Below are 18437 nucleotides of genomic sequence, written 5' to 3' on the forward strand. Positions count from 1 at the left end.
GCCAGCCACAGGCTACTTCGCGGAGGCGACCACCGCATTGACAGCGTCGACCGGGTCCGGCGTTGCAGCAGGATCGTCGGCGTCCGTGGTCTGATCGGTTCGGCTGTTGATCACAGTGATCAATAAGTTTCCTTCGCGACCCTGGACGATCGTGTTCACGGCAGAGATGTTCTGCCCTCCGACCGTCAGAACCATGGTCTGTTCGAGGGCGACAGTGCTCTCGGCCTTCGTCACAAGGTCGGCCTTCTTGAGCGTGAGGTCGGCGGTAGTGGTGACGCCCGCGACGTCGAAGCTCATCGTCATGGTGCGGCAGTCGTTCAAGGCATCATCGATGGGCTGCGCCGAACTCGACTTCTGAGCGGTGGTGAGCGGCTTGCCGTCGTTGCTGGACACGGTGATCGAGGTGTGGCCGGCGGTCAGTTGGGCGGCGATCAGATCCTTCGGGACGCCTCCGGATAGGGCTTTCGTGATCAGGTCGCCGCACGTGGCTGGGAGGTAGGTGACCTTTGCGCCGCCGAGCATGGCGCTCAGTCCGGCTCCGCCGCCCAGCTTCGCCGTCGCGTCTTTGATCTGCTGGTCGTTCAGCTCCTGGCCTTCGACGCCGAGCTTCGTCGCCGCGCGCTCCACCACTCGCGAAAGCTCACGGGCCGTGTATGTCGCTGCCGCCGGCGCCGCGGATCCCGCCGTGGCGGCAGCACCGCTTGCGTCGGGAATCGTCGTGCATCCCGCGAGTGCGAGCACGAGCGAGAGCGAGATTCCGGCAACGGCGAATGGCGCGGCCCGGCGCGCCAGAAGTCGATTCGTCATGGCGCCACTCTCTCAGATGCGGCCACGATGCCGCTGCCGCGGCGCGTCAGCAGCCGAACCCTCTGCTGGGTGAGCAGGATGCCCGCGAGCACGATCAGCGCGCCGACCGGCTCGTTCCACGACAGCGTCTCGTGCAGGATCAGGATGCCCAGGGCCACACCGACCACCGGCGTCACGTAGGTCACCCCCGAGGTCGCCGTCGGCCCCCAAGCCCGCAGCACGTTCATGTTCCAGATGTAGACCACGCCCGTTCCCAGCGCGCCGAGGGCGAGCAGGCTCAGCAGAACCGGCCAGCTGAAGGTGATCGGCCCCACCGCGAGCACCGGTGTCAGCAAGATCATGATGACGGCCGCGACGCCGATGTTCATCACCGCGATGGTGGTCGCGGGCATCTGGCGGTGGCTGATGAACTTGCGGATGTAGCCGAAGCTGAAGCCGTAGCAGGTGACCGCTCCGAGGCAGGCGAGCTGGCCCCAGAGGCTCCCCGTCAGGGCTGCGACCTGCCACGGCCCGACCACGACGATCACGCCGACGACGCCGATCGCGACGCCAAGAACCTGGTCGCGATTGAGCTTCTCCACCCGAAACGCCAGCGTGACCAGGATGGCCGTCGTGATCGGGGTGACTGCGTTGTAGATGCTCGCGAGACTCGACGATACGTACTGCTCGGCCCAGGCGAACAAAAGGTACGGGAGCACGCAGTATGTGATCGCCACGACGACGAAGTGAAGCCACACGATCGGCTCGCGAGGCAACCGGCTGCGCGTGATCAGCGCGATGATGGCCAGCGTGATCGCACCGAAGACCAGGCGCGCCCAGACCACCTGCCCGAAGCTGACGCCCTCGAGGCCCACCTTCATGAACAGGAAGCTGGCGCCCCAGACGAGACCCATGGCGATGAACTGCAGAGCGACCTTCACAGCTCGACGCTATCGGTAGCGCAGGACATCCGCTCGCCGGAATCGGACACTTGCTATCGTGGCTGAAGGCGCAAGGGGGTTCGTGTGGATGTGTTGGCGGTTCTGAACTGGACCCTGGTGATCGTCTGCCTCGTCTTGGCACTCACCGGCCTCGTTCCCGTCGTCGCCAACTTCATCATGTTCGCGGTCATCCCGTTCCACGCGTTCGTGAACCACTACGGCAAGGCGAAGCCATACCTGCCTCGGGTGGCGATCGTGGTGCCGGCCTGGAACGAGGGCGCGGTGATCGGCGCATCCATCGACCGGCTCATGAAGCTCGACTACCCGCTCGAGGCGCTCAGGATCTACGTGGTCGACGATGCGAGCACGGATTCGACACCCGACGTGGTACGGGAGAAGGCCGCGCTCTACCCCGGCAATGTCGTGCTCCTCCGTCGCGAGAAGGGCGGCGAGGGCAAGGCGCACACGCTGAACCACGGCATCCGCGAGATCCTCAAGGACGACTGGATGGAGGCGCTGCTCATCATGGACGCCGACGTCATCTACCTCCCGGCCTCGCTGCGCCGGATGACCCGGCACTTCGCCGACCCCGAGGTCGGCGCCGTCTCCGCGTACATCAGGGAGGGCAGCCAGGATCGCAACTACCTCACGAAGTTCATCGGTGTCGAGTACGTGCTCTCGCAGCCTGCCTCCCGCCGGGCGCAGAACGTTCTTGGTGCGCAGGCCTGCCTGGCCGGGGGCGCCCAGCTGCACACGCGGGAGAACCTGATCGCGATCGGCGGTCAGATCGACACGTCGTCGCTCGCCGAGGACACGATCACCACCTTCGAGACCCAGTTGCGCGGGCGCCGGGTCGTCTTCGAACCGCACGCCGAGGTGCTCGCCGAGGAGCCTCGGCAGATCGAGGGCCTGTGGAAGCAGCGACTCCGCTGGGCGCGCGGCAACGCCACGGTCACCTCCCGCTACCGCAAGGTCTGGTTCCGGCCGTCGCGCAATCACCACCTGGGCGGCGTGATGTTCGGGCTCGAATGGTTCAGCCTGTGGCTGCTGCCCGTGATCATGGTCGCGTCGTCGATCGGGCTGATCGGCCTGCTCTTCCTGCAGAGCGAGTTCGCGACGACGGTGTTCCGGATCCTCTGGATCTCGGCTGCGCTCGCCTTCCTCTTCGTTCTCGTCCTTGGCTCGCTTACAGACACCCGCACGAGCAAGCGCGCGATCGGGCACATCGTGCTGTTCCCGGGAATCGTGAACATGCTGATCATGCTGACGGCCCTGTTCCCGCCGCTGATGCTCGTCTGGCTGCCCGGGCTGTTCGGCGCGACACTCAGCCACACCACGTTGTTCGTGATCACCCTGTGCGTCTACATCTGGGTACCGGTGTCGATGGCGGTCGCCTGGCTGGCGCGCAAGGCCGACCAGACGCGAGCGGGACGCTGGCTCGCGCCGGCCCTCATCTACCTGGCCGGCTACGGATCGCTGCTCTGTGCGATCACGTTCGACTCGTACATCAAGGAGTTCTCGCACGCCGAAGCGCGCTGGGACAAGACCGAGAAGATCGGTCGCGTCGCGGCCAACCAAACCTAGCCCACCTCTGCAAGGGCTGGGCTGACTTTCCGAACATCGCCCGGTCATGTCGCCATAACTGAGGTATTATCAGTTTGTGTTGGGCGGGCGGACGCCATCGAAACGGCCGCGGTTCTGAGATGTCAGAGCCGAGGGCTGCCTCGAAGAGACGCTGGTGGTGGATCGGCGGCGCAGCCGTCGTCGCGATCGTCCTGGCCTTCGTGCTCGTCACGACATTCGTCGCCACGGGGTCGACCAGCGCGTCGGTGACGCTCGTTCCGTCGTCGAGCCCGGGCGCGAATCCCTTCACCGCATCGGTGGCGAGTGGGTCAGCCCCTGCAGCGGCGGAAGGTGTCGTGAAGAAGAGCGCCGAGCTGCGCACGACCCTGCCGACCGAGAAGGACACCAAGACCCCGGTGGCCACGGGCACAACACCCGGACTGTACGGGGGCAGCGGCGACACCCGCCTGTGCGATCCGCAGCAGCTCGTCGACTATCTCAAGGCGAACCCCCGCAAAGCGGCCGCGTGGGCGCACGTTCTCGGGATCGCCGCCGCGGACATGCCGAAGTACGTCGCGACGCTGACACCCGTTCTGTTGAACAGCGACACTCTCGTCGAGAACCACGGCTACAGCAAGGGCAACGCGACCTCGCTGTCGTCCGTCCTTCAGGCGGGCACGGCCGTCATGGTCGACGCCACGGGCACACCGCGAGTGAAATGCAACTGCGGCAACCCGCTGACGCCACCGCACATCATCTCCCTGTCCTCCGCCCACCTGATCGGTCCGGCCTGGCAGGGATACGCGCCCTCCGGAGTCATCGCCGTGCAGCCTGGTAAGAAGGCTGAGAGCCTGTCTCTCGTCGATGTGAGCACGGGCGCGGTCTACACGCAACTGGTCGGCTCCAGCAGCGGATGGGTGGCGGCGAGCTGGGCATCCAGCGACGGGACCGGGATCGTCAGCGGGACGGTCATCCAGACCAGCGCTGACGGGACGGCCTGGAGCACTGTCGGCAGCATCCCGAATCAGATCGTGACCGCGCTCGTATGGGGTGACGGACTCTGGGTCGCTGTCGCCGACCCGCCGGCGATCACGACTCCGCAGTCGACCATCCTGACCAGCCGCGACCTCAAGACCTGGACGACCGTCGCCAGCGTGCCGGGGCGACTCACCGGCGTCGCGTTCGGAGACGGGCAGTGGGTGGCCGTCGGCACCCCGACACCGAACTACGCAGACCTCAACGGTCAGACCTCCGACGGTGCCGGGCTCGTCTACTCGAGCAAGGATGCAACCAGGTGGCAACCGGTGACGACGGTCACCGACTTGATCCAGCAGAAGGGCCTCGACGGATTCGAGTCCGTCGGCTTCGGTGACGGTAAGTGGATCGCGGTCGCCGGCGGTTCGCTCAAGGCAGGACTCATCCCCTACGAAAGCACCGACGGAACGACCTGGACGGCCCAGAGCCCCGACACGCTCGCCGGCATGATCGACCCGCACATCGCATACAGTCCGGCCTCCTGGCTGATCACGACGACGTCGACCGTCGCGGGAAACACCGGGGTCGAGGCCGACGGGGTCATCGCCGTCAGCAAGGACAGCAAGCAGTGGCAGGTTGCGGACTCGCAGGGCCTCACCGGGCTGTCTGTCAAGTCCGTCGGCTTCGGTTCGGGTCGCTGGCTGGCGACCGTAGAGGAGTCGGATCTGCCGAACCCTGCCCACGCGCTGGCCAACTCGCAGGTCATGGCGAGCACCGATGGAACCACCTGGACGCGAGCGGGCGGGATCGGCGGTCCGACGGGTGCGATCGCGTACGGCGGAACGCCGACCGCCGCGACGACTCCCGCGCCGTCACCGTCCCAGACGTCGACTCCCGCTCCCGACACCGCGCCGGACTGCAGCGCCGAAGCCCTGCAGGCAGTTCTGGTGGCTGCGGGCCGCCCTGGCAAGGTAGGCGAGCACGCTTGCAGCGGCATCTGGGCCGTGGCCGGGGTCGGCCTGACCGATGCCGAGGTCACCGTGCTCTACAAGTGGGTCGACGGCGCCTGGACCCTCGCCGACCGCACGGTCGTCTGCGCGCAGAACGTTCTTCCCGAAGGGCTTGTGAACCCCGTCTGCCACAGCAACTGACTACTCGACGATGGTCAGCTTCACCGGGATATTGCCGCGCGTGGCGTTCGAGTACGGGCACACGTGGTGGGCAGCCTCGATCAGATCGTCCGCCTGCTCACGACCGACGCGGGGAAGGTAGACGTCGAGCTCGACCGCCAGACCGTATCCGCCCTCGCCGTTGGAGCCGATGCCCACACTGGCCGAGACGCCCGCATCCGTCGTGTCGAGCTTCTCCTTGCGGCCGACCGCGTGCAGCGCGCTCAGGAAGCAGGCCGCGAATCCGGCGGCGAAGAGTTGCTCGGGGTTGGTGCCTTCACCGGAGCCGCCGAGCTCCTTGGGCGGGCGGGTGTCGAAGTCGAGAAAGTCGTCCTCGCTGCGGACGTGTCCGTCCCGTCCCCCACCTGAAGCGTGCGCGATTGCGGTGTAAGCGATATCCATAGGCTCAGCCCATACCAGCGGTCTGAGCGGCTGCTGAGAGGGTGACGAGGGTGCCGGGTGTATAGCAGGGCTTCCGGATGCTCAGCCGAGGTCGAACCGCTGGTCCGAGTACTCCTCGAGCAGCGGCCAGAGCCGCGCTCCCACGCGACGGCTGCGGGTCGTGCGGGTCGCCCGGGCGCGGGCGGGCGCACCCTTGGTCACTTCGCGAGGTCCGTAGTACTGGCCGCCCTGGGCATCCGGGTCGAGGGATGCGCGCACCGCCGACCACGCGCCGTGATCCTTGCCCTGCGTCCACGCCGCCTGCAGGTTGTCGGCGAAGCGCTTCAAGCGCGAGGGCTGATTGACGCCCCGGATGCCCGGGGTGCGGCCCGAGGTCGAGTACCCGGGATGCACGACCAGGCTCGAGACGCCGCTGCCCGCTGCGCGCATCCGGCGATCGAGCTCGAACCCGAACACCTGCAAGGCGATCTTCGACTGCGCGTACGCGTTCCACGAGTTGTACGACTTCTCAAGCTGGAGGTCGTCGAGGGGAAAGCGCGCCAGCAGGGTCGCCAGCGAACCGAGCGAGACCACACGGGCGCCCGCGGTGCGATCCAGCACCGGCATCGCGAGCGCGGCGAGTTTGAAGTGGCCCAGCACGTTAGTGGCGAGCACGAGTTCGTTGCCGTACGCATCCGTCGCCCGGCGCTTCGGTGGATGCACGATGCCAGCGTTGAGCATGAGCACGTCGAGCCGCTCACGCTCGACCAGCGCTTCGGCGGCAGCGGCGACCGACTCGCGGTCGGTGACGTCGAGCAGGATAGCCTCGACGCTCGCACCCGGCACGCGCCGGCGGATCGCCGAGATGGCGGCCTCAGCGCGTTCGGGATCGCGGCAGGCGAGGATCACGTGCGCGCCGGCGCGCGCGAACTGCTCGCTCGCGAAGTAGCCGATTCCGGCATTGGCCCCGGTGACCGCGATCGTCTTGCCGACGGCGTGCGGCAGCGCCTCGGGATCCCAGGTCACCGAGTGCTCTCGGTGGCGATCCGCTCGTGGTGGTGGATGACCTCGGCGATGATGAACGTGAGGAACTTCTCGGCGAACGCCGGGTCGAGGTGGCTCTCCTCGGCGAGCGCCCGCAGGCGCTGGATCTGCTCCTGCTCGCGCTGCGGATCGGCCGCTGGCAGGCCGTACTCGGCCTTCAACGTTCCGACCTGCTGCGTGAACTTGAAGCGCTCCGCGAGCAGGTGCACGAGGGCGGCGTCGATGTTGTCGATGCTCTGCCGGATGCTGCCGAGCCGCTCGATCGCCTTGGCCTCTTCGTTTGCGTCATCACCCATGTCTCGACCCTATCCGGCGCATCCGGTGAGTCGCGTCAAAACCACCTTCCGGGATGGGCGGAGGGTGGTTTCGACGCGACTCAGCGGGTCAGAGGGACGCTCAGAGGGACGGCGATTGGTCGGCGAGCACGCGCGACAGCACCGGGCGGGTGGCGAGCTGCCCGAGCCACACGATCAGGATGCCCGCGGCCAGGCACCCGACGATCATCGCGATGCTCGCGGGCGCCACCAGAAGCGCGAATCCTGTGAGCGGAAAGATGACGATGCCGGCGGTCAGCGCGGAGCCGATCGTCGTGATCCGCAGGGGCGACATGATCGCCCGGCTGCGAGCCGCGTTCATGGTCGCCTCGGGCATCCCGAGCCGGTCGAGACTGACGTAGAGCTCGCGCCGGTCGAGCACCGCAGACGCCTGGTTCACGCCGACCGAGCACGCCACCATGAGAAAGGATGCGACGACGGTGACGATCACGCCGGTGCGCACGTCAGTGAACAGTTGCAGGTCTTCCGGATTCGCGTGGCGCTGATCGTTCGCGGCTCCGAGCAGCGCCACACCCACTCCCGCGAACACCGCCATGAAGCTCGTCATCGCGACCCCGGCCACCTGACGCCACGCGGCCTTCGGCGACTCCAGGATGCTCCGCGCACTCAACAGCCTCGTCACCGTTCGCGCGCGCTTGGCCTGCCCGGAAGCGACCAGACGGATGACCCACGGTCCGACGAGGTTGAGAACCGCGACGGTGCCGCCGAACCCGAGGGCGAGCACGGCCAGCACGATCCCGAAGCCGGCGGCGAGTTGAAGCGCGCTCATAGCGAGGAAGGTGACCACGACGACGGCGACGCCGACGACCACGCGCACCCAATGCATCCGGGGCGCCGTCTGCTTCGTGCGCACACCGAGGGGCGACACGATGACGCTCCGGAGCCCGACCATCGCACTGATCGCTGCGAGCGCGCCGATCGCCAGTACTGCCAGCGCGATGAGCACAGGATGCAGCAGCACGGCCTGAGCACCGAGCGGCGCTCCGCGAAACGGCAGCAGCCCGACCAGCGGGAGCGTCACCAGGTAGATCACGACGCCGGCGAGCGCGCCCGCGAGAGCGAGAACGGTCGACTCGATCACCGTGAGGGCGCTCACCATCCCAGGAGTGGCGCCCATCAGACGCAGGCTCGCGAGGCGGTCGTCACGACGCCGGGCGGAGAGCCGGGCGGCAGAGCCTCCCAGCGCTACGAGCGGCACGATGAGCAGGGCCAGCGCGACCACGGCGAGCAGTTGGTAGAGGAAGGCCGTTTGACCGGTCCACGAGAAGAAGGCCTGGGCGCCCCCACTGACGATGAGGAGCAGCGCCGTGACCACCGCGAAGGCGATCACAGGCAGGGCGACGGTCGTGCGGTCGGAGGCGGTTCGGCGCGAGAGGAGCCAGGCGATCCGCAGCGTGGTCACGCGGTCACCGCCTCGTCGACGATGCGTCCGTCGGCGAGCTGCAGCACGCGCGAGCAGCGGGCGGCGACGTTCTCGTCGTGGGTGACGACCACGAGCGAACGCCCGCGGCCGGTCGTCGAGCCGATCAGCGCATCCATCACCTCGGCAGACGTCGTCGAGTCGAGCGCGCCGGTCGGCTCATCGGCGAAGACGACGGATGCGCCGGTCACCTGGGCGCGCGCGATCGCCACCCGCTGGGCCTGGCCGCCCGAGAGCTGGCCGATCCTGCGTGTCTCGAAGCCGGCGAGGCCGAGAGCGGCGAGCCAGCCGGCCGCGTCCTGTTCGGCGACCGTGCGGGTCACGCCGCCGAGCATCAGCGGCAGCGCGACGTTCTCGACCGCGGTGAGCTCGGGGAGCAGGAAGCCCTGCTGAAAGACGAAGCCGAACGACTCGCGTCGGAGCCGGGAGCGCTCCTTCTCGCCGAGCGCGACGACGTTCACGACCCCACCTACCGTGGTGAGAGCGACCGAGCCGGAGTCCGGCTTGATGATCCCTGCGAGGCAGTGCAGCAGGGTGGTCTTGCCGGAGCCGGACGCGCCCATGATGGCGACGGATTCGCCGGCCGCGATCCGGAAGTCGACTCCACCGAGGGCGACGGCGGAGCCATAGGTCTTGACGAGTGCGCCTGCCGACAGCACGGGATACGGCGAAGGAACGGAAGTCATGACCCCATGGTCTCGACGACCGGGGCTCCCGCACATCGGTCTGGCGCTTCATCCTGAGCCCTGCACGTCATCCCTCCGATGGAGGTGGGCGGGTACGAAGGTGCCTCTCGTCCCGGTCGGCTGAGGACGACCGGGGGCGACGCCCTCGACGGGGTGTGGTGGCCGCCGATACGGTGGTCAGGTGACCGAGACCTACCTCACCCAGCCCATCGACGAAGAGTCCGTTCGCGCCGTCTCCGATGCGGGACTCCGGATGACCCTCGTCGACACAGCAGACGTCGCTGCGTTCGACGAGTGGATCCGCGCCGACTTCCGCGGGTTCCTTGGCGAGCATCCGAAACCTGAGGCCCTCGCTGAGGCCCGCGGCTACCTGGGCGACCGACGCACCACCGCCGTCTACGACGACGCGATCCCGTCCGCGGCTTCGCCGATCGGAACCGTCAACTCCTGGGTCGCTCCGCTGACCGTTCCCGGCGGCGGCACCGTGCCCGGCTGGGCGATCAGCTCGGTCACGGTCGCGCCGACCCACCGCCGACACGGGGTCGCGACCGCTCTGCTCGGTGGCGAACTGCGGGCTGCGAAGGCGATCGGGGTACCCGTCGCAATCCTCACCGTCTCCGAATCGGTGATCTACGGGCGGTGGGGATTCGGTCCGGCCACCTTCGCAAGCGAGTGGCGTGTGGACACCAAGCGCGTGCGCTGGGCAGGGCCGCCGACGGGCGGGCACCTGTCGTTCACCGACCCCGCTTCATACCGCGAGTCGGGATACCGAGTGCTCGACCGGGTCATGGCCGGCCGCGCTGGCGAGATCGCGATGACCCCGTATCTCGCCGATCGTCTGCTCGGGCCGCTGAAAGGCAACCCCGACGAGGACAAGTACCGGCTGGTGAGGTACGACTCGCCCGCCGGCGAACCCGAGGGATTCGTGAGCTACGTCGTCAAGGGCGACGACGACTTCGTGAAGCACACGGTCGAGATCAACTATCTCGCCGCTGCGACGGATGAAGCACTCACCGCGCTCTGGCGTTTCCTGCTCGAACTGGACCTCGTCTCCGAGGTCCACATCATGACGCGCGGCGTGGACGAGCCGCTGCCCTTCCTTGTCTCCGACGTGCGCGGGGCACACCTGGCTTCGGTCGAGGACCACCTGTGGGTGCGCATCCTGGACCTGCCGGCAGCTCTGACCGCGCGCACATACGAACGCGACGGAGAGATCGTGCTCGACGTGACCGACACTCTCGGCCTGGCGGGCGGCCGCTACCGGCTCAGTGTCTCAGGCGGCACGGCCCGCGTTGAAGAGACGACGGATGCGCCCGATGTGACGCTGCCCGTCAGCTCGCTCGGCAGCGTCTACCTGGGGCACGACGCCGCACGCGGTCTCGCGATCGCAGGCAAGATCGAGGGCGACACGGATGCGCTCGACCGCCTCTTCCGCACGGCAGTCCCGCCCCGCCTCAGCACCTGGTTCTAACCGCGCGCGCCGCGCCCCCGCGCTCGAGTCGCGCCGACGGCTAGTCGACGAGGTCGTAGCGGGAGATGATCTCGTCGCGGGCCGGGCCGACGCCGATCGCCGAGATGCGGGCGCCCGAGAGACGTTCGAGGGCGAGCACGTAGTCCTGCGCGTTCTGCGGCAGGTCTTCGAACGTGCGGGCGCCGCTGATGTCCTCTGTCCAGCCCGGGAACTCCTCGTAGACGGGCGTCGCGTGATGGAAGTCGCTCTGCGAGGCGGGAACCTCGTTGTGGCGCACGCCGTCGACTTCGTAGGCCACGCACACCGGGATGCGCTCGATGCCGGTGAGCGTGTCGAGCTTGGTGAGCACGAAGTCCGTGACGCCGTTGATGCGGGCCGTGTATCGCGCGATCGGTGCGTCGTACCAGCCCGTGCGACGCGGACGGCCGGTCGTGGTCCCGTACTCGAAGCCGCGCTCGCGCAAGAACTCGCCCCACTCGTCGAACAGCTCGGTCGGGAACGGACCGGCGCCGACGCGGGTCGTGTATGCCTTGACGATGCCGATCACGCGGTCGATGCGGTTCGGCCCGATGCCCGAGCCGGTCGCGGCCCCGCCCGACGTGGAGTTCGAGGAGGTGACGAACGGGTACGTGCCGTGGTCCACATCCAGCATCGTCGCCTGTCCGCCCTCGAAGAGCACGTACTTGCCGTCGACGAGCGCCTCGTTCAGCAGCAGCGAGCTGTCCACGACCATCGGACGCAGGCGCTCGGCGTAACTGAGCAGGTCTTCGACAACCTCGTCCACCGAGATGGCACGACGGTTGTAGACCTTGACGAGCAGGTGGTTCTTCTGGTCGAGCGCGCCCTCCACCTTCTGGCGCAGGATGTTCTCGTCGAAGAGATCCTGCACCCGGATGCCCACCCGGTTGATCTTGTCGGCGTAAGTCGGGCCGATCCCGCGCCCCGTCGTGCCGATCTGGCGCTTGCCGAGAAAGCGCTCGGTCACCTTGTCGATGGTGCGGTGGTACTGCGTGATCACGTGCGCGTTGGAGCTGATCTTGAGGCGCGAGACGTCGACGCCGCGGGCGATGAGCGCATCGAGCTCTTCGAAGAGCACTTCGATGTCGACGACGACGCCGTTCGCGATGACCGGGGTCACACCGGGGGTCAGGATGCCCGACGGCAGCAGGTGCAGCGCGTACTTCTCGTCGCCGATGACGACCGTGTGCCCGGCGTTGTTGCCGCCGTTGAACTTGACGACGTAGTCGATGCGGCTGCCGAGGAGGTCGGTCGCCTTGCCTTTGCCTTCGTCGCCCCACTGGGCTCCGATGATCACGATCGCGGGCACTGTTCAGTCCTCTCGAAGGGGATGGAGCGCGCTGGCGCGACCGCAATGCGGCCTTCTCACCGTCGCACTCGATCCTATCGCGCCCGGTTTCACAGGCCTGCCAGCCGCCTGAATCCTGGTATCATCTACTATCTTGCACACAACTGTGCAAGATAGTAGGATAGAGTATGCCCACCGCAACTCCTCCTCAGACCCGCGCGCCCCGCCGCGACGCGGCCGAGAACCGCGAGGCCATCCTGGTCGCCGCAGCGGCCGCCCTGAACGAGGACATCGACGCTTCGCTCGAGACGATCGCCGCCCGTGCTGGGCTCAGCCGTCGCGCGATCTACGGTCACTTCGCGACCCGTGACGACCTGCTCGTCGACGTGTTCACGCGGGGTGCTGCCCGCGTCGCGTCCCTGCTCGAGCCCGTGGCGCATCCGGATGCCCGGGTCGAGATCGCGCTGTTCGGCGCCACCCTCTGGTCTGAAGTCGAGCACGTGCGCGTGAACGCCCAGCTCGCCGTTCGCGGCCCGCACCGCGCCCGTGTAGCGGAGGCGCTGGAGCCGGCCCGCCGCCGACTCCGCCAGACGGTCGAACGCGGCGTCGCCGAAGGAGCGCTTCGCTCGGACATCGACGTGGACACGGTCTCGCGCCTCATCGAGAACGCCGCCATCGCGGTGCTCGACGAAGCCACCCGCACCGGCCTCTCACGCGAGGCGGGTCACCGGCTCGTGATGCTGGCCGGGCTGAGCGCGGCCGGATTGGGCTGGCGAGAGGCCGACCAGCTTGTCGAAGAGACCCCCGTACTCGCCTTCGAGGAGGAGACAGCGTGAAGATCGTGCTCGACCGGGTGGCCAAGGGCTCCCGCAACGCGGCCCTGCCGCCGACGTCCGCGACGTTCCAGACAGGGGAGGTGACGTTGGCGCGCGCCGAGACGGAGCAGCGTCCGACCGTACTCGGCCTGATCGCATCCGGCCGTATGCGTCCAGACGCCGGCACGGTCAGCATCGACGGCGCCACCGACTACTCGGCGATGCGCAAACGCATCGCCCTCATCGATGCTCCGGATGTGGCGAGCCGGCCGCCGACGTCACGGTCGCCGGCATCGTGGCCGAGGAGCTCATGTTCGCCGGACGTGCATCCAACCCGATCGCGGTCAACCGGGCGATGGCGAAGCTGAACGTGTCGGAGTGGGCGCGCTACGCGATCGGCACGGTCGCACCGACCGTGCGGATCCGTCTGCTCGCCGAGCTCGCGCTGATGCGCGATGGCGTCGAGGGCCTCGTCATCACCTCGCCCGACCGCCACGGCGGCGACCCGAACGAGTGGTGGAACCTGGCCCGCGGGCTCGCCGCCCGCGACCTCGCGATTCTGATCGTGGCCGGGGATGCGTCTGCCGCGGCGATCGCAGCGACCTCCCTCGTCGCCCGCCTCGACGACGCCACCACGCCCCGCGCCGACGCCGAGCCGGCCGACCTCACCTTCGACGAGGACCCGGGACGCGACGACACGGATGAGCTGCCCGACGTGATCGTCGCGGGCGCGCATCCCGAAGACCCTAGAACCTCTACAGACACCGAATTGCACGCGAGCTCGCTCGCGGAGGACCCCGAATGAAGATCCCCCAGATGATCGCGGCGGAGTTCCGTCGCCTCACGGCCAGCCCCATGTCCATCGTGGCGCTCATCGCGCTGATGGCGGTGCCCGTGCTGTACGGCGGCCTCTACCTGTGGGCGAACCAGAACCCGTACGACCGGCTCGACCAGGTTCCGGCCGCGATCGTCGTCGACGATCTCGGAGCGACGGTCAACGGCGAGAAGATCAACTACGGCGAAGAGGTGGCGGACGAGCTCGTGAAGGACGGCTCGTTCGACTGGCACCTGGTGTCGACCAGCTCGGCCGCGACCGGCGTCGACAGCTCGAAGTACGACTTCAGCATCACCTTTCCCAAGGACTTCTCCGAGTCGCTCGCCTCTGCTTCGGGCAGCGCCCCTCAGAAGGCGACCGTCACGCTGACCACGAACGACACCAACAGCTACCTCGCCTCGACCATCGGCGAGCAGGCGGCGGAGAAGATCCGCACCTCGATCGTCAAGAAGGTCAACGAGCAGGCGGCGTCGCAGTTCCTCATGGGGCTGTCCGACATCCGGTCGCAGCTTGTGAGCGCGGCAGATGGCGCGAGTCAGCTCGTCGACGGCAGCACGACCGCGCAATCGGGTGCGGCGACTCTGGCCGACGGCACCGCGCAACTCGCGACGGGATCGCAACAGCTCTCGGACGGGAACGCCCAGCTCGCCGCGGGCGCTCAGCAGCTCGCAAGCGGTGCGGCACAGGTCGCATCCGGTAACCAACAGCTCGCGCAGGTCGCCGACAAGGCGGGCTCGGCAGCACAGCAGGCTGCTGCAGCGGCGCCGACTCTGCGGGCGGACATCCTGCAACAGCTGACGGATGCGGGGGCGACACCTCAGCAGATCGCCGACGCCACCGCCGCGCTGGACAAGCTCGGCAGCCAGCTCCAGACCGGCAACTCGCAGGTGCAGACGCTGGTCGGCAAGGTCGACCAGCTCTCGGCGGGCGCGAACCAGGTCGCATCCGGAAGCGCCACTCTGGCGGCGAAGTCGCAGGAGGCGGCAGCGGGCGCCGCCCAGGTCGCGTCGGGCGCCCAGCAAGCAGCGGGCGGCGCGAGCCAGCTGCGCGACGGGCTGACGACGCTGAAGGATGGCACCGCACAACTTCGCGACGGCCTGAACAACGGAGTCGCGCAGATCCCCGACAACTCGCCGGAGCTTCAGAAAAAGCAGGCCGCGACCATCGCGGATCCGGTGAACCTCAAGAACTCGTCGATCACGTCGGCCGGAACCTACGGCGCCGGGCTCGCCCCGTTCTTCGTGGCACTGGCGGCCTGGATCGGCATCTACGCGCTGTTCCTGATCGTGAAGCCCGTGTCGCGGCGCGCGATCACGGCGCTGCACTCGCCGATCAAGATCACCCTCGCGGGCTGGCTGACTCCGGGTCTGCTGGGCACGATCCAGATGGTCGGTCTGTTCGCGGTGGTCGCCGGAGCGCTGCAGTTCAGCATCCACAACCCACTCGGGATGTTCGGGATGATGGCGATGGCGTCGCTCACGTTCGCCGCGATCATCCTGGCCCTCAACGTCTGGCTCGGCAGCGTCGGGCAGTTCCTCGGACTCGTGCTGATGGTGCTGCAACTCGTGACGGCTGGTGGAACGTTCCCCTGGCAGACGCTCCCCGGCCCGCTCGCGGCCCTGCACCACGTCCTCCCGATGTCGTACGCGGTCGACGGGATGCGCCAGCTCATGTACGGCGGCAACCCTGCGACCGCCTGGGCCGACGCGGGCGTACTCGCACTCTGGATGCTCATCGCGCTGCTCGTCTCTGCGATCGGCGTCACCCGGATGACCCACTTCCGCACCCTGCGCGACCTGCGCCCCAGCCTGATCGGCTGACGCACCTCCCGCACGCCCCGGGACGGCGTCGGGAGCGCCGGGTATGGTGACGTGCGTGAGCGAGTCGTTGCGCATCCTGCACCTGAGTGACACCCACCTCTACGGGGACGGGCGCCTGCACTACGGGCTGGTGGACACGCTCGCCGCGCTCGACCGCGTGCTCGAGAGGGCGCAGGATCTCGTGAGCGTCGATGTGGTCGTCGCATCCGGAGACCTCTCGGACGACGGCAGCGCCGAGTCGTACGGGCTGCTCGCCGAGCGCCTCGAAGGCTGGGCCGAGCCGCGCGGCGCCGCGGTGGTCTACGCGATGGGCAACCACGACCTCGCCCCCGCCTTCGAGCAAGTGCTCGGCCCGCGCGAACGTAGCGTGTCCGTGGGCGGCTTTCGACTCGTGACCGTCGACACCACGGTTCCGGGCGCGGGCTACGGCTTGATCGACGCGGACCGGCTGCGACGGCTTCAGGATGCCCTGGCCGAGCCTGCACCGAACGGCACGGTGGTGGCGCTGCACCACCCGCCCGTCCCACCGACGACCGATCTGTTCGAGACGCTGCAGCTCGTCGACCCGCATCCTCTGCTCGAGGTGTGTGCGGCTGCGGACGTGAGACTCATCCTCGCCGGCCACTACCACCACTCGCTGGTCTCCTCGGCCGGGCCGACCGGGATCCCCGTGGTCGTGGCGCCGGCCGTCGCGAACACTACCGACGTGCTCAGCCCGCCCGGACGGGAACGTGCGGTGCGAGGCTCAGGATTCGCGCTCATCCGGGTGCCGACGGCTGGGCCGGTGCGTGCGCACTTCGTCAGCGCTGCCGCTCCAGACGACGGTGCAACGGTCTACAACTTAAGTCAGTCGGACATCGATCGCATCGCGGCCGACTCGGGATGGCACGGGCGCCCGTGAGCACGACCCCCGGCTACTCGGGCACGCCGCTCTGGAAGAAGCTCGGTCTCAAATCGGGCATGACGGCGCAAGTGCTGCACGCCGACGACGGCTGGAGCATCCCGCTCGAGGGAGCACCTGACGAGCTGGTCTGGCTGCCGCCCGCGTCCGACGAACCTGCGAACCTGATCCTGGCGTTCTACCGGGATCCCCCCGCGCTCTTGGGCGAGCTCCATGGCCTCGGCGAGCGCATCCGGCCCAACGGGATGCTCTGGATCGCGTGGCCGCGCAAGGCGGCGGGGCACGTGAGCGACCTCGACGAGAACCTCATTCGCGATGCCGCGCTCGACCGGGGTCTCGTCGACGTGAAGGTCGCGGCGGCGGACACGGACTGGTCGGCGCTCAAGCTCGTCTGGCGAGTGACCAACCGGTAGCGGGCGCGGTGCCGTTCGCGGGCGCTGAAGCCGCCGCCGCCGCGATCAGAACGCGACGTGCTGGGTGATCCAGGCGTGCATCGCGACAGCGGCAGCGGCCGACGCGTTGATCGAGCGGGTCGAGCCGAACTGCGAGATCTCGACCACCGCGTCCGACGCAGCGATGGCCTCCGGCGACAGTCCGGGACCCTCCTGACCGAAGAGCAGGACGCATTCGCGCGGAAAGTCGAAGGTCTCGATGATGACCGACGCGGGAACGTTGTCGATGGCGATGATCGGGAGCGCCGCATCCCTCGCCCAGGTCACGAACTCGGCCACGTCGGTGTGGTGCTCGACATGCTGGTAGCGGTCGGTGACCATTGCGCCGCGCTTGTTCCAGCGTCGGCGGCCGATGATGTGCACGGTATCGGCCGCAAACGCGTTCGCGCTCCGCACGATCGAGCCGATGTTCATGTCGTGCTGCCAGTTCTCGATCGCGACGTGGAACGGGTTCCGGTGCTCGTCGAGGTCGGCGACGATCGCCTCCATCCGCCAATAGCGGTAGCGGTCGATCACGTTGCGGGTGTCGCCGTGCTTCAGGAGGTCGTGGTCGAAGTGCGGATCCTCGGGCCAGTCTCCGAGCCACGGCCCGACGCCGTGGGTGGTCAGCTCGGGTGTGGCAGCCGACTCCCTCGGCTCCGCCGTCTCATCCGGGTCGGCCTGCTCGCCCGTATCGGCCTTGTCTTCGGGGGTCTGCACCCGTTTAGCGTAACCGCCACCAGGCCACAGGATGCCCGGCCGATGTGAGAGGTTGGGCTCGTGTCATCGAAACCACCCGCATCCCGCCGCCGCCGCTGGTGGATCGCGGGCGGGATCAGCGCAGGCGCGCTCCTGCTGCTCGGCCTCTGTGCGGTGCTGGTTGCGACAGGCACGATCTGGCCGAACCGGATCTTCGCGAGCGGGTATTCGGTGCGGGGCGTGGACGTCTCCACCTACCAGGGCAAGATCGACTGGCCGTCGCTCGCGAGCCAGGACATCGACTTCGCGTTCATCAAGGCGACCGAGGGATCCGGCGACACCGATTCGCGATTCGAGGCGAACTGGGCCGCCGCTCAGCGAACCGACCTCCTCGTCGGCGCCTACCATTTCTTCAGCTTCGACAGCCCGGGCGAGACGCAGGCGGAGAACATCATCCGGACCGTCCCGGCAACCGCGGGCGCCCTGCCCGTCACCGTCGATCTGGAGTTCTACGGTGACTACTTCGCGCATCCGCCGAGCAAAGAACGCGTGCGCAGCATCTTGAACCCCCTGCTCGCCGAACTGAAGAAGCACTATGGCGTGCCCGCGATCATCTACGCGACCGACGAGGCGTACGACCGGTACCTGCGTGACGGCTACTTGGAGAATCCGTTGTGGATCAGGTCGGTGGCGCTGCCGCCGCAGCTTCCCGATGGCCGCGACTGGGCGTTCTGGCAGTACTCGAACCGCGACCGGCTCGAGGGCTACGACGGCGACGAGGACTACATCGACATGAACGTGTTCTCCGGCTCTCTTCAGAAGCTCGAAACCCTGCGGCAACACCCCGCACAATAAGCTG

19 protein-coding genes are annotated in these 18437 nt (G+C 68.1%); 10 read left to right on the top strand and 9 right to left on the bottom strand.

The window, feature by feature from the left end:
• Positions 1–12: 12 nt before the first annotated feature.
• Together ACQ86A_RS19325 and ACQ86A_RS19330 are read right to left on the bottom strand one after the other, a co-directional pair.
• A complete protein-coding gene (locus tag ACQ86A_RS19325; RefSeq protein WP_431278526.1) occupies positions 13–807 on the bottom strand; it encodes a hypothetical protein in 795 nt (264 codons plus the stop codon).
• On the bottom strand, positions 804–1727 hold the full coding sequence (locus ACQ86A_RS19330; RefSeq protein ID WP_431278527.1) for a DMT family transporter: 924 nt from the start codon (positions 1725–1727) through the stop codon (positions 804–806). Before ACQ86A_RS19330 ends, ACQ86A_RS19325 begins: the two co-directional genes overlap by 4 nt.
• An 84-nt stretch (positions 1728–1811) precedes the next feature.
• Between ACQ86A_RS19330 and ACQ86A_RS19335 the strand changes: the two genes are divergently transcribed.
• Together ACQ86A_RS19335 and ACQ86A_RS19340 are read left to right on the top strand one after the other, a co-directional pair.
• Positions 1812–3311, top strand: coding sequence for a glycosyltransferase family 2 protein (locus ACQ86A_RS19335; RefSeq protein ID WP_431278528.1), 1500 nt, complete (start codon positions 1812–1814; stop codon positions 3309–3311).
• A 119-nt stretch (positions 3312–3430) separates the two neighbouring features.
• Positions 3431–5416, top strand: coding sequence for a DUF6777 domain-containing protein (locus ACQ86A_RS19340; RefSeq protein WP_431278529.1), 1986 nt, complete (start codon positions 3431–3433; stop codon positions 5414–5416).
• Here ACQ86A_RS19340 and ACQ86A_RS19345 read toward each other — a convergent pair whose 3' ends face one another.
• The 5 genes from ACQ86A_RS19345 to ACQ86A_RS19365 all read right to left on the bottom strand — a co-directional run bounded on the left by ACQ86A_RS19345 (position 5417) and on the right by ACQ86A_RS19365 (position 9300).
• Positions 5417–5836, bottom strand: a complete 420-nt coding sequence (locus tag ACQ86A_RS19345; RefSeq protein ID WP_431278530.1) for an organic hydroperoxide resistance protein — start codon at positions 5834–5836, stop codon at positions 5417–5419. It abuts the gene before it with no gap.
• A gap of 81 nt (positions 5837–5917) precedes the next feature.
• On the bottom strand, positions 5918–6841 hold the full coding sequence (locus tag ACQ86A_RS19350; RefSeq protein WP_431278531.1) for an SDR family NAD(P)-dependent oxidoreductase: 924 nt from the start codon (positions 6839–6841) through the stop codon (positions 5918–5920).
• Positions 6838–7155, bottom strand: a complete 318-nt coding sequence (locus ACQ86A_RS19355; protein ID WP_431278532.1) for a chorismate mutase — start codon at positions 7153–7155, stop codon at positions 6838–6840. The genes ACQ86A_RS19350 and ACQ86A_RS19355 overlap by 4 nt, the downstream gene beginning before the upstream one ends.
• A gap of 100 nt (positions 7156–7255) precedes the next feature.
• The gene (locus tag ACQ86A_RS19360; RefSeq protein ID WP_431278533.1) at positions 7256–8596 is read right to left on the bottom strand and encodes a permease; all 1341 of its coding nucleotides are present in this window, start codon (positions 8594–8596) and stop codon (positions 7256–7258) included.
• Positions 8593–9300, bottom strand: a complete 708-nt coding sequence (locus tag ACQ86A_RS19365; protein WP_431278534.1) for an ABC transporter ATP-binding protein — start codon at positions 9298–9300, stop codon at positions 8593–8595. The genes ACQ86A_RS19360 and ACQ86A_RS19365 overlap by 4 nt, the downstream gene beginning before the upstream one ends.
• 181 nt (positions 9301–9481) lie before the next feature.
• Between ACQ86A_RS19365 and ACQ86A_RS19370 the strand changes: the two genes are divergently transcribed.
• Positions 9482–10771, top strand: a complete 1290-nt coding sequence (locus tag ACQ86A_RS19370) for a GNAT family N-acetyltransferase (RefSeq protein WP_431278535.1) — start codon at positions 9482–9484, stop codon at positions 10769–10771.
• A 40-nt stretch (positions 10772–10811) separates the two neighbouring features.
• Here the strand turns inward: ACQ86A_RS19370 and ACQ86A_RS19375 are convergent, their stop codons facing one another.
• Positions 10812–12098 (bottom strand): adenylosuccinate synthase, encoded by a 1287-nt coding sequence (locus ACQ86A_RS19375; RefSeq protein WP_431278536.1) that lies wholly within the window; start codon positions 12096–12098, stop codon positions 10812–10814.
• Positions 12099–12265: 167 nt separating this feature from the next.
• Here ACQ86A_RS19375 and ACQ86A_RS19380 point away from each other — a divergent pair, with 167 nt between their 5' ends.
• The 6 genes from ACQ86A_RS19380 to ACQ86A_RS19405 are packed head-to-tail and all read left to right on the top strand — an operon-like array spanning position 12266 to position 16861.
• Positions 12266–12913, top strand: a complete 648-nt coding sequence (locus ACQ86A_RS19380; RefSeq protein WP_431278537.1) for a TetR/AcrR family transcriptional regulator — start codon at positions 12266–12268, stop codon at positions 12911–12913.
• A complete protein-coding gene (locus ACQ86A_RS19385) occupies positions 12910–13260 on the top strand; it encodes a hypothetical protein (RefSeq protein ID WP_431278538.1) in 351 nt (116 codons plus the stop codon). Before ACQ86A_RS19380 ends, ACQ86A_RS19385 begins: the two co-directional genes overlap by 4 nt.
• The gene (locus ACQ86A_RS19390) at positions 13203–13697 is read left to right on the top strand and encodes a hypothetical protein (RefSeq protein WP_431278539.1); all 495 of its coding nucleotides are present in this window, start codon (positions 13203–13205) and stop codon (positions 13695–13697) included. The genes ACQ86A_RS19385 and ACQ86A_RS19390 overlap by 58 nt, the downstream gene beginning before the upstream one ends.
• Positions 13694–15547, top strand: a complete 1854-nt coding sequence (locus ACQ86A_RS19395; protein ID WP_431278540.1) for a YhgE/Pip family protein — start codon at positions 13694–13696, stop codon at positions 15545–15547. The genes ACQ86A_RS19390 and ACQ86A_RS19395 overlap by 4 nt, the downstream gene beginning before the upstream one ends.
• 55 nt (positions 15548–15602) lie before the next feature.
• Positions 15603–16448, top strand: a complete 846-nt coding sequence (locus ACQ86A_RS19400) for a metallophosphoesterase (protein WP_431278541.1) — start codon at positions 15603–15605, stop codon at positions 16446–16448.
• The gene (locus ACQ86A_RS19405) at positions 16445–16861 is read left to right on the top strand and encodes a DUF3052 family protein (protein ID WP_431278542.1); all 417 of its coding nucleotides are present in this window, start codon (positions 16445–16447) and stop codon (positions 16859–16861) included. Before ACQ86A_RS19400 ends, ACQ86A_RS19405 begins: the two co-directional genes overlap by 4 nt.
• A gap of 45 nt (positions 16862–16906) precedes the next feature.
• Here ACQ86A_RS19405 and ACQ86A_RS19410 read toward each other — a convergent pair whose 3' ends face one another.
• Positions 16907–17599 (bottom strand): TrmH family RNA methyltransferase, encoded by a 693-nt coding sequence (locus tag ACQ86A_RS19410; RefSeq protein WP_431278543.1) that lies wholly within the window; start codon positions 17597–17599, stop codon positions 16907–16909.
• 60 nt (positions 17600–17659) lie between these two features.
• On the opposite strand from ACQ86A_RS19410, the gene ACQ86A_RS19415 reads away from it, so the two are divergent.
• A complete protein-coding gene (locus ACQ86A_RS19415) occupies positions 17660–18433 on the top strand; it encodes a GH25 family lysozyme (protein WP_431278544.1) in 774 nt (257 codons plus the stop codon).
• The last annotated feature ends 4 nt before the right edge of the window (positions 18434–18437 follow it).

This window comes from Leifsonia poae (genome assembly GCF_050632195.1).
GTDB lineage: Bacteria > Actinomycetota > Actinomycetes > Actinomycetales > Microbacteriaceae > Leifsonia > Leifsonia poae_C.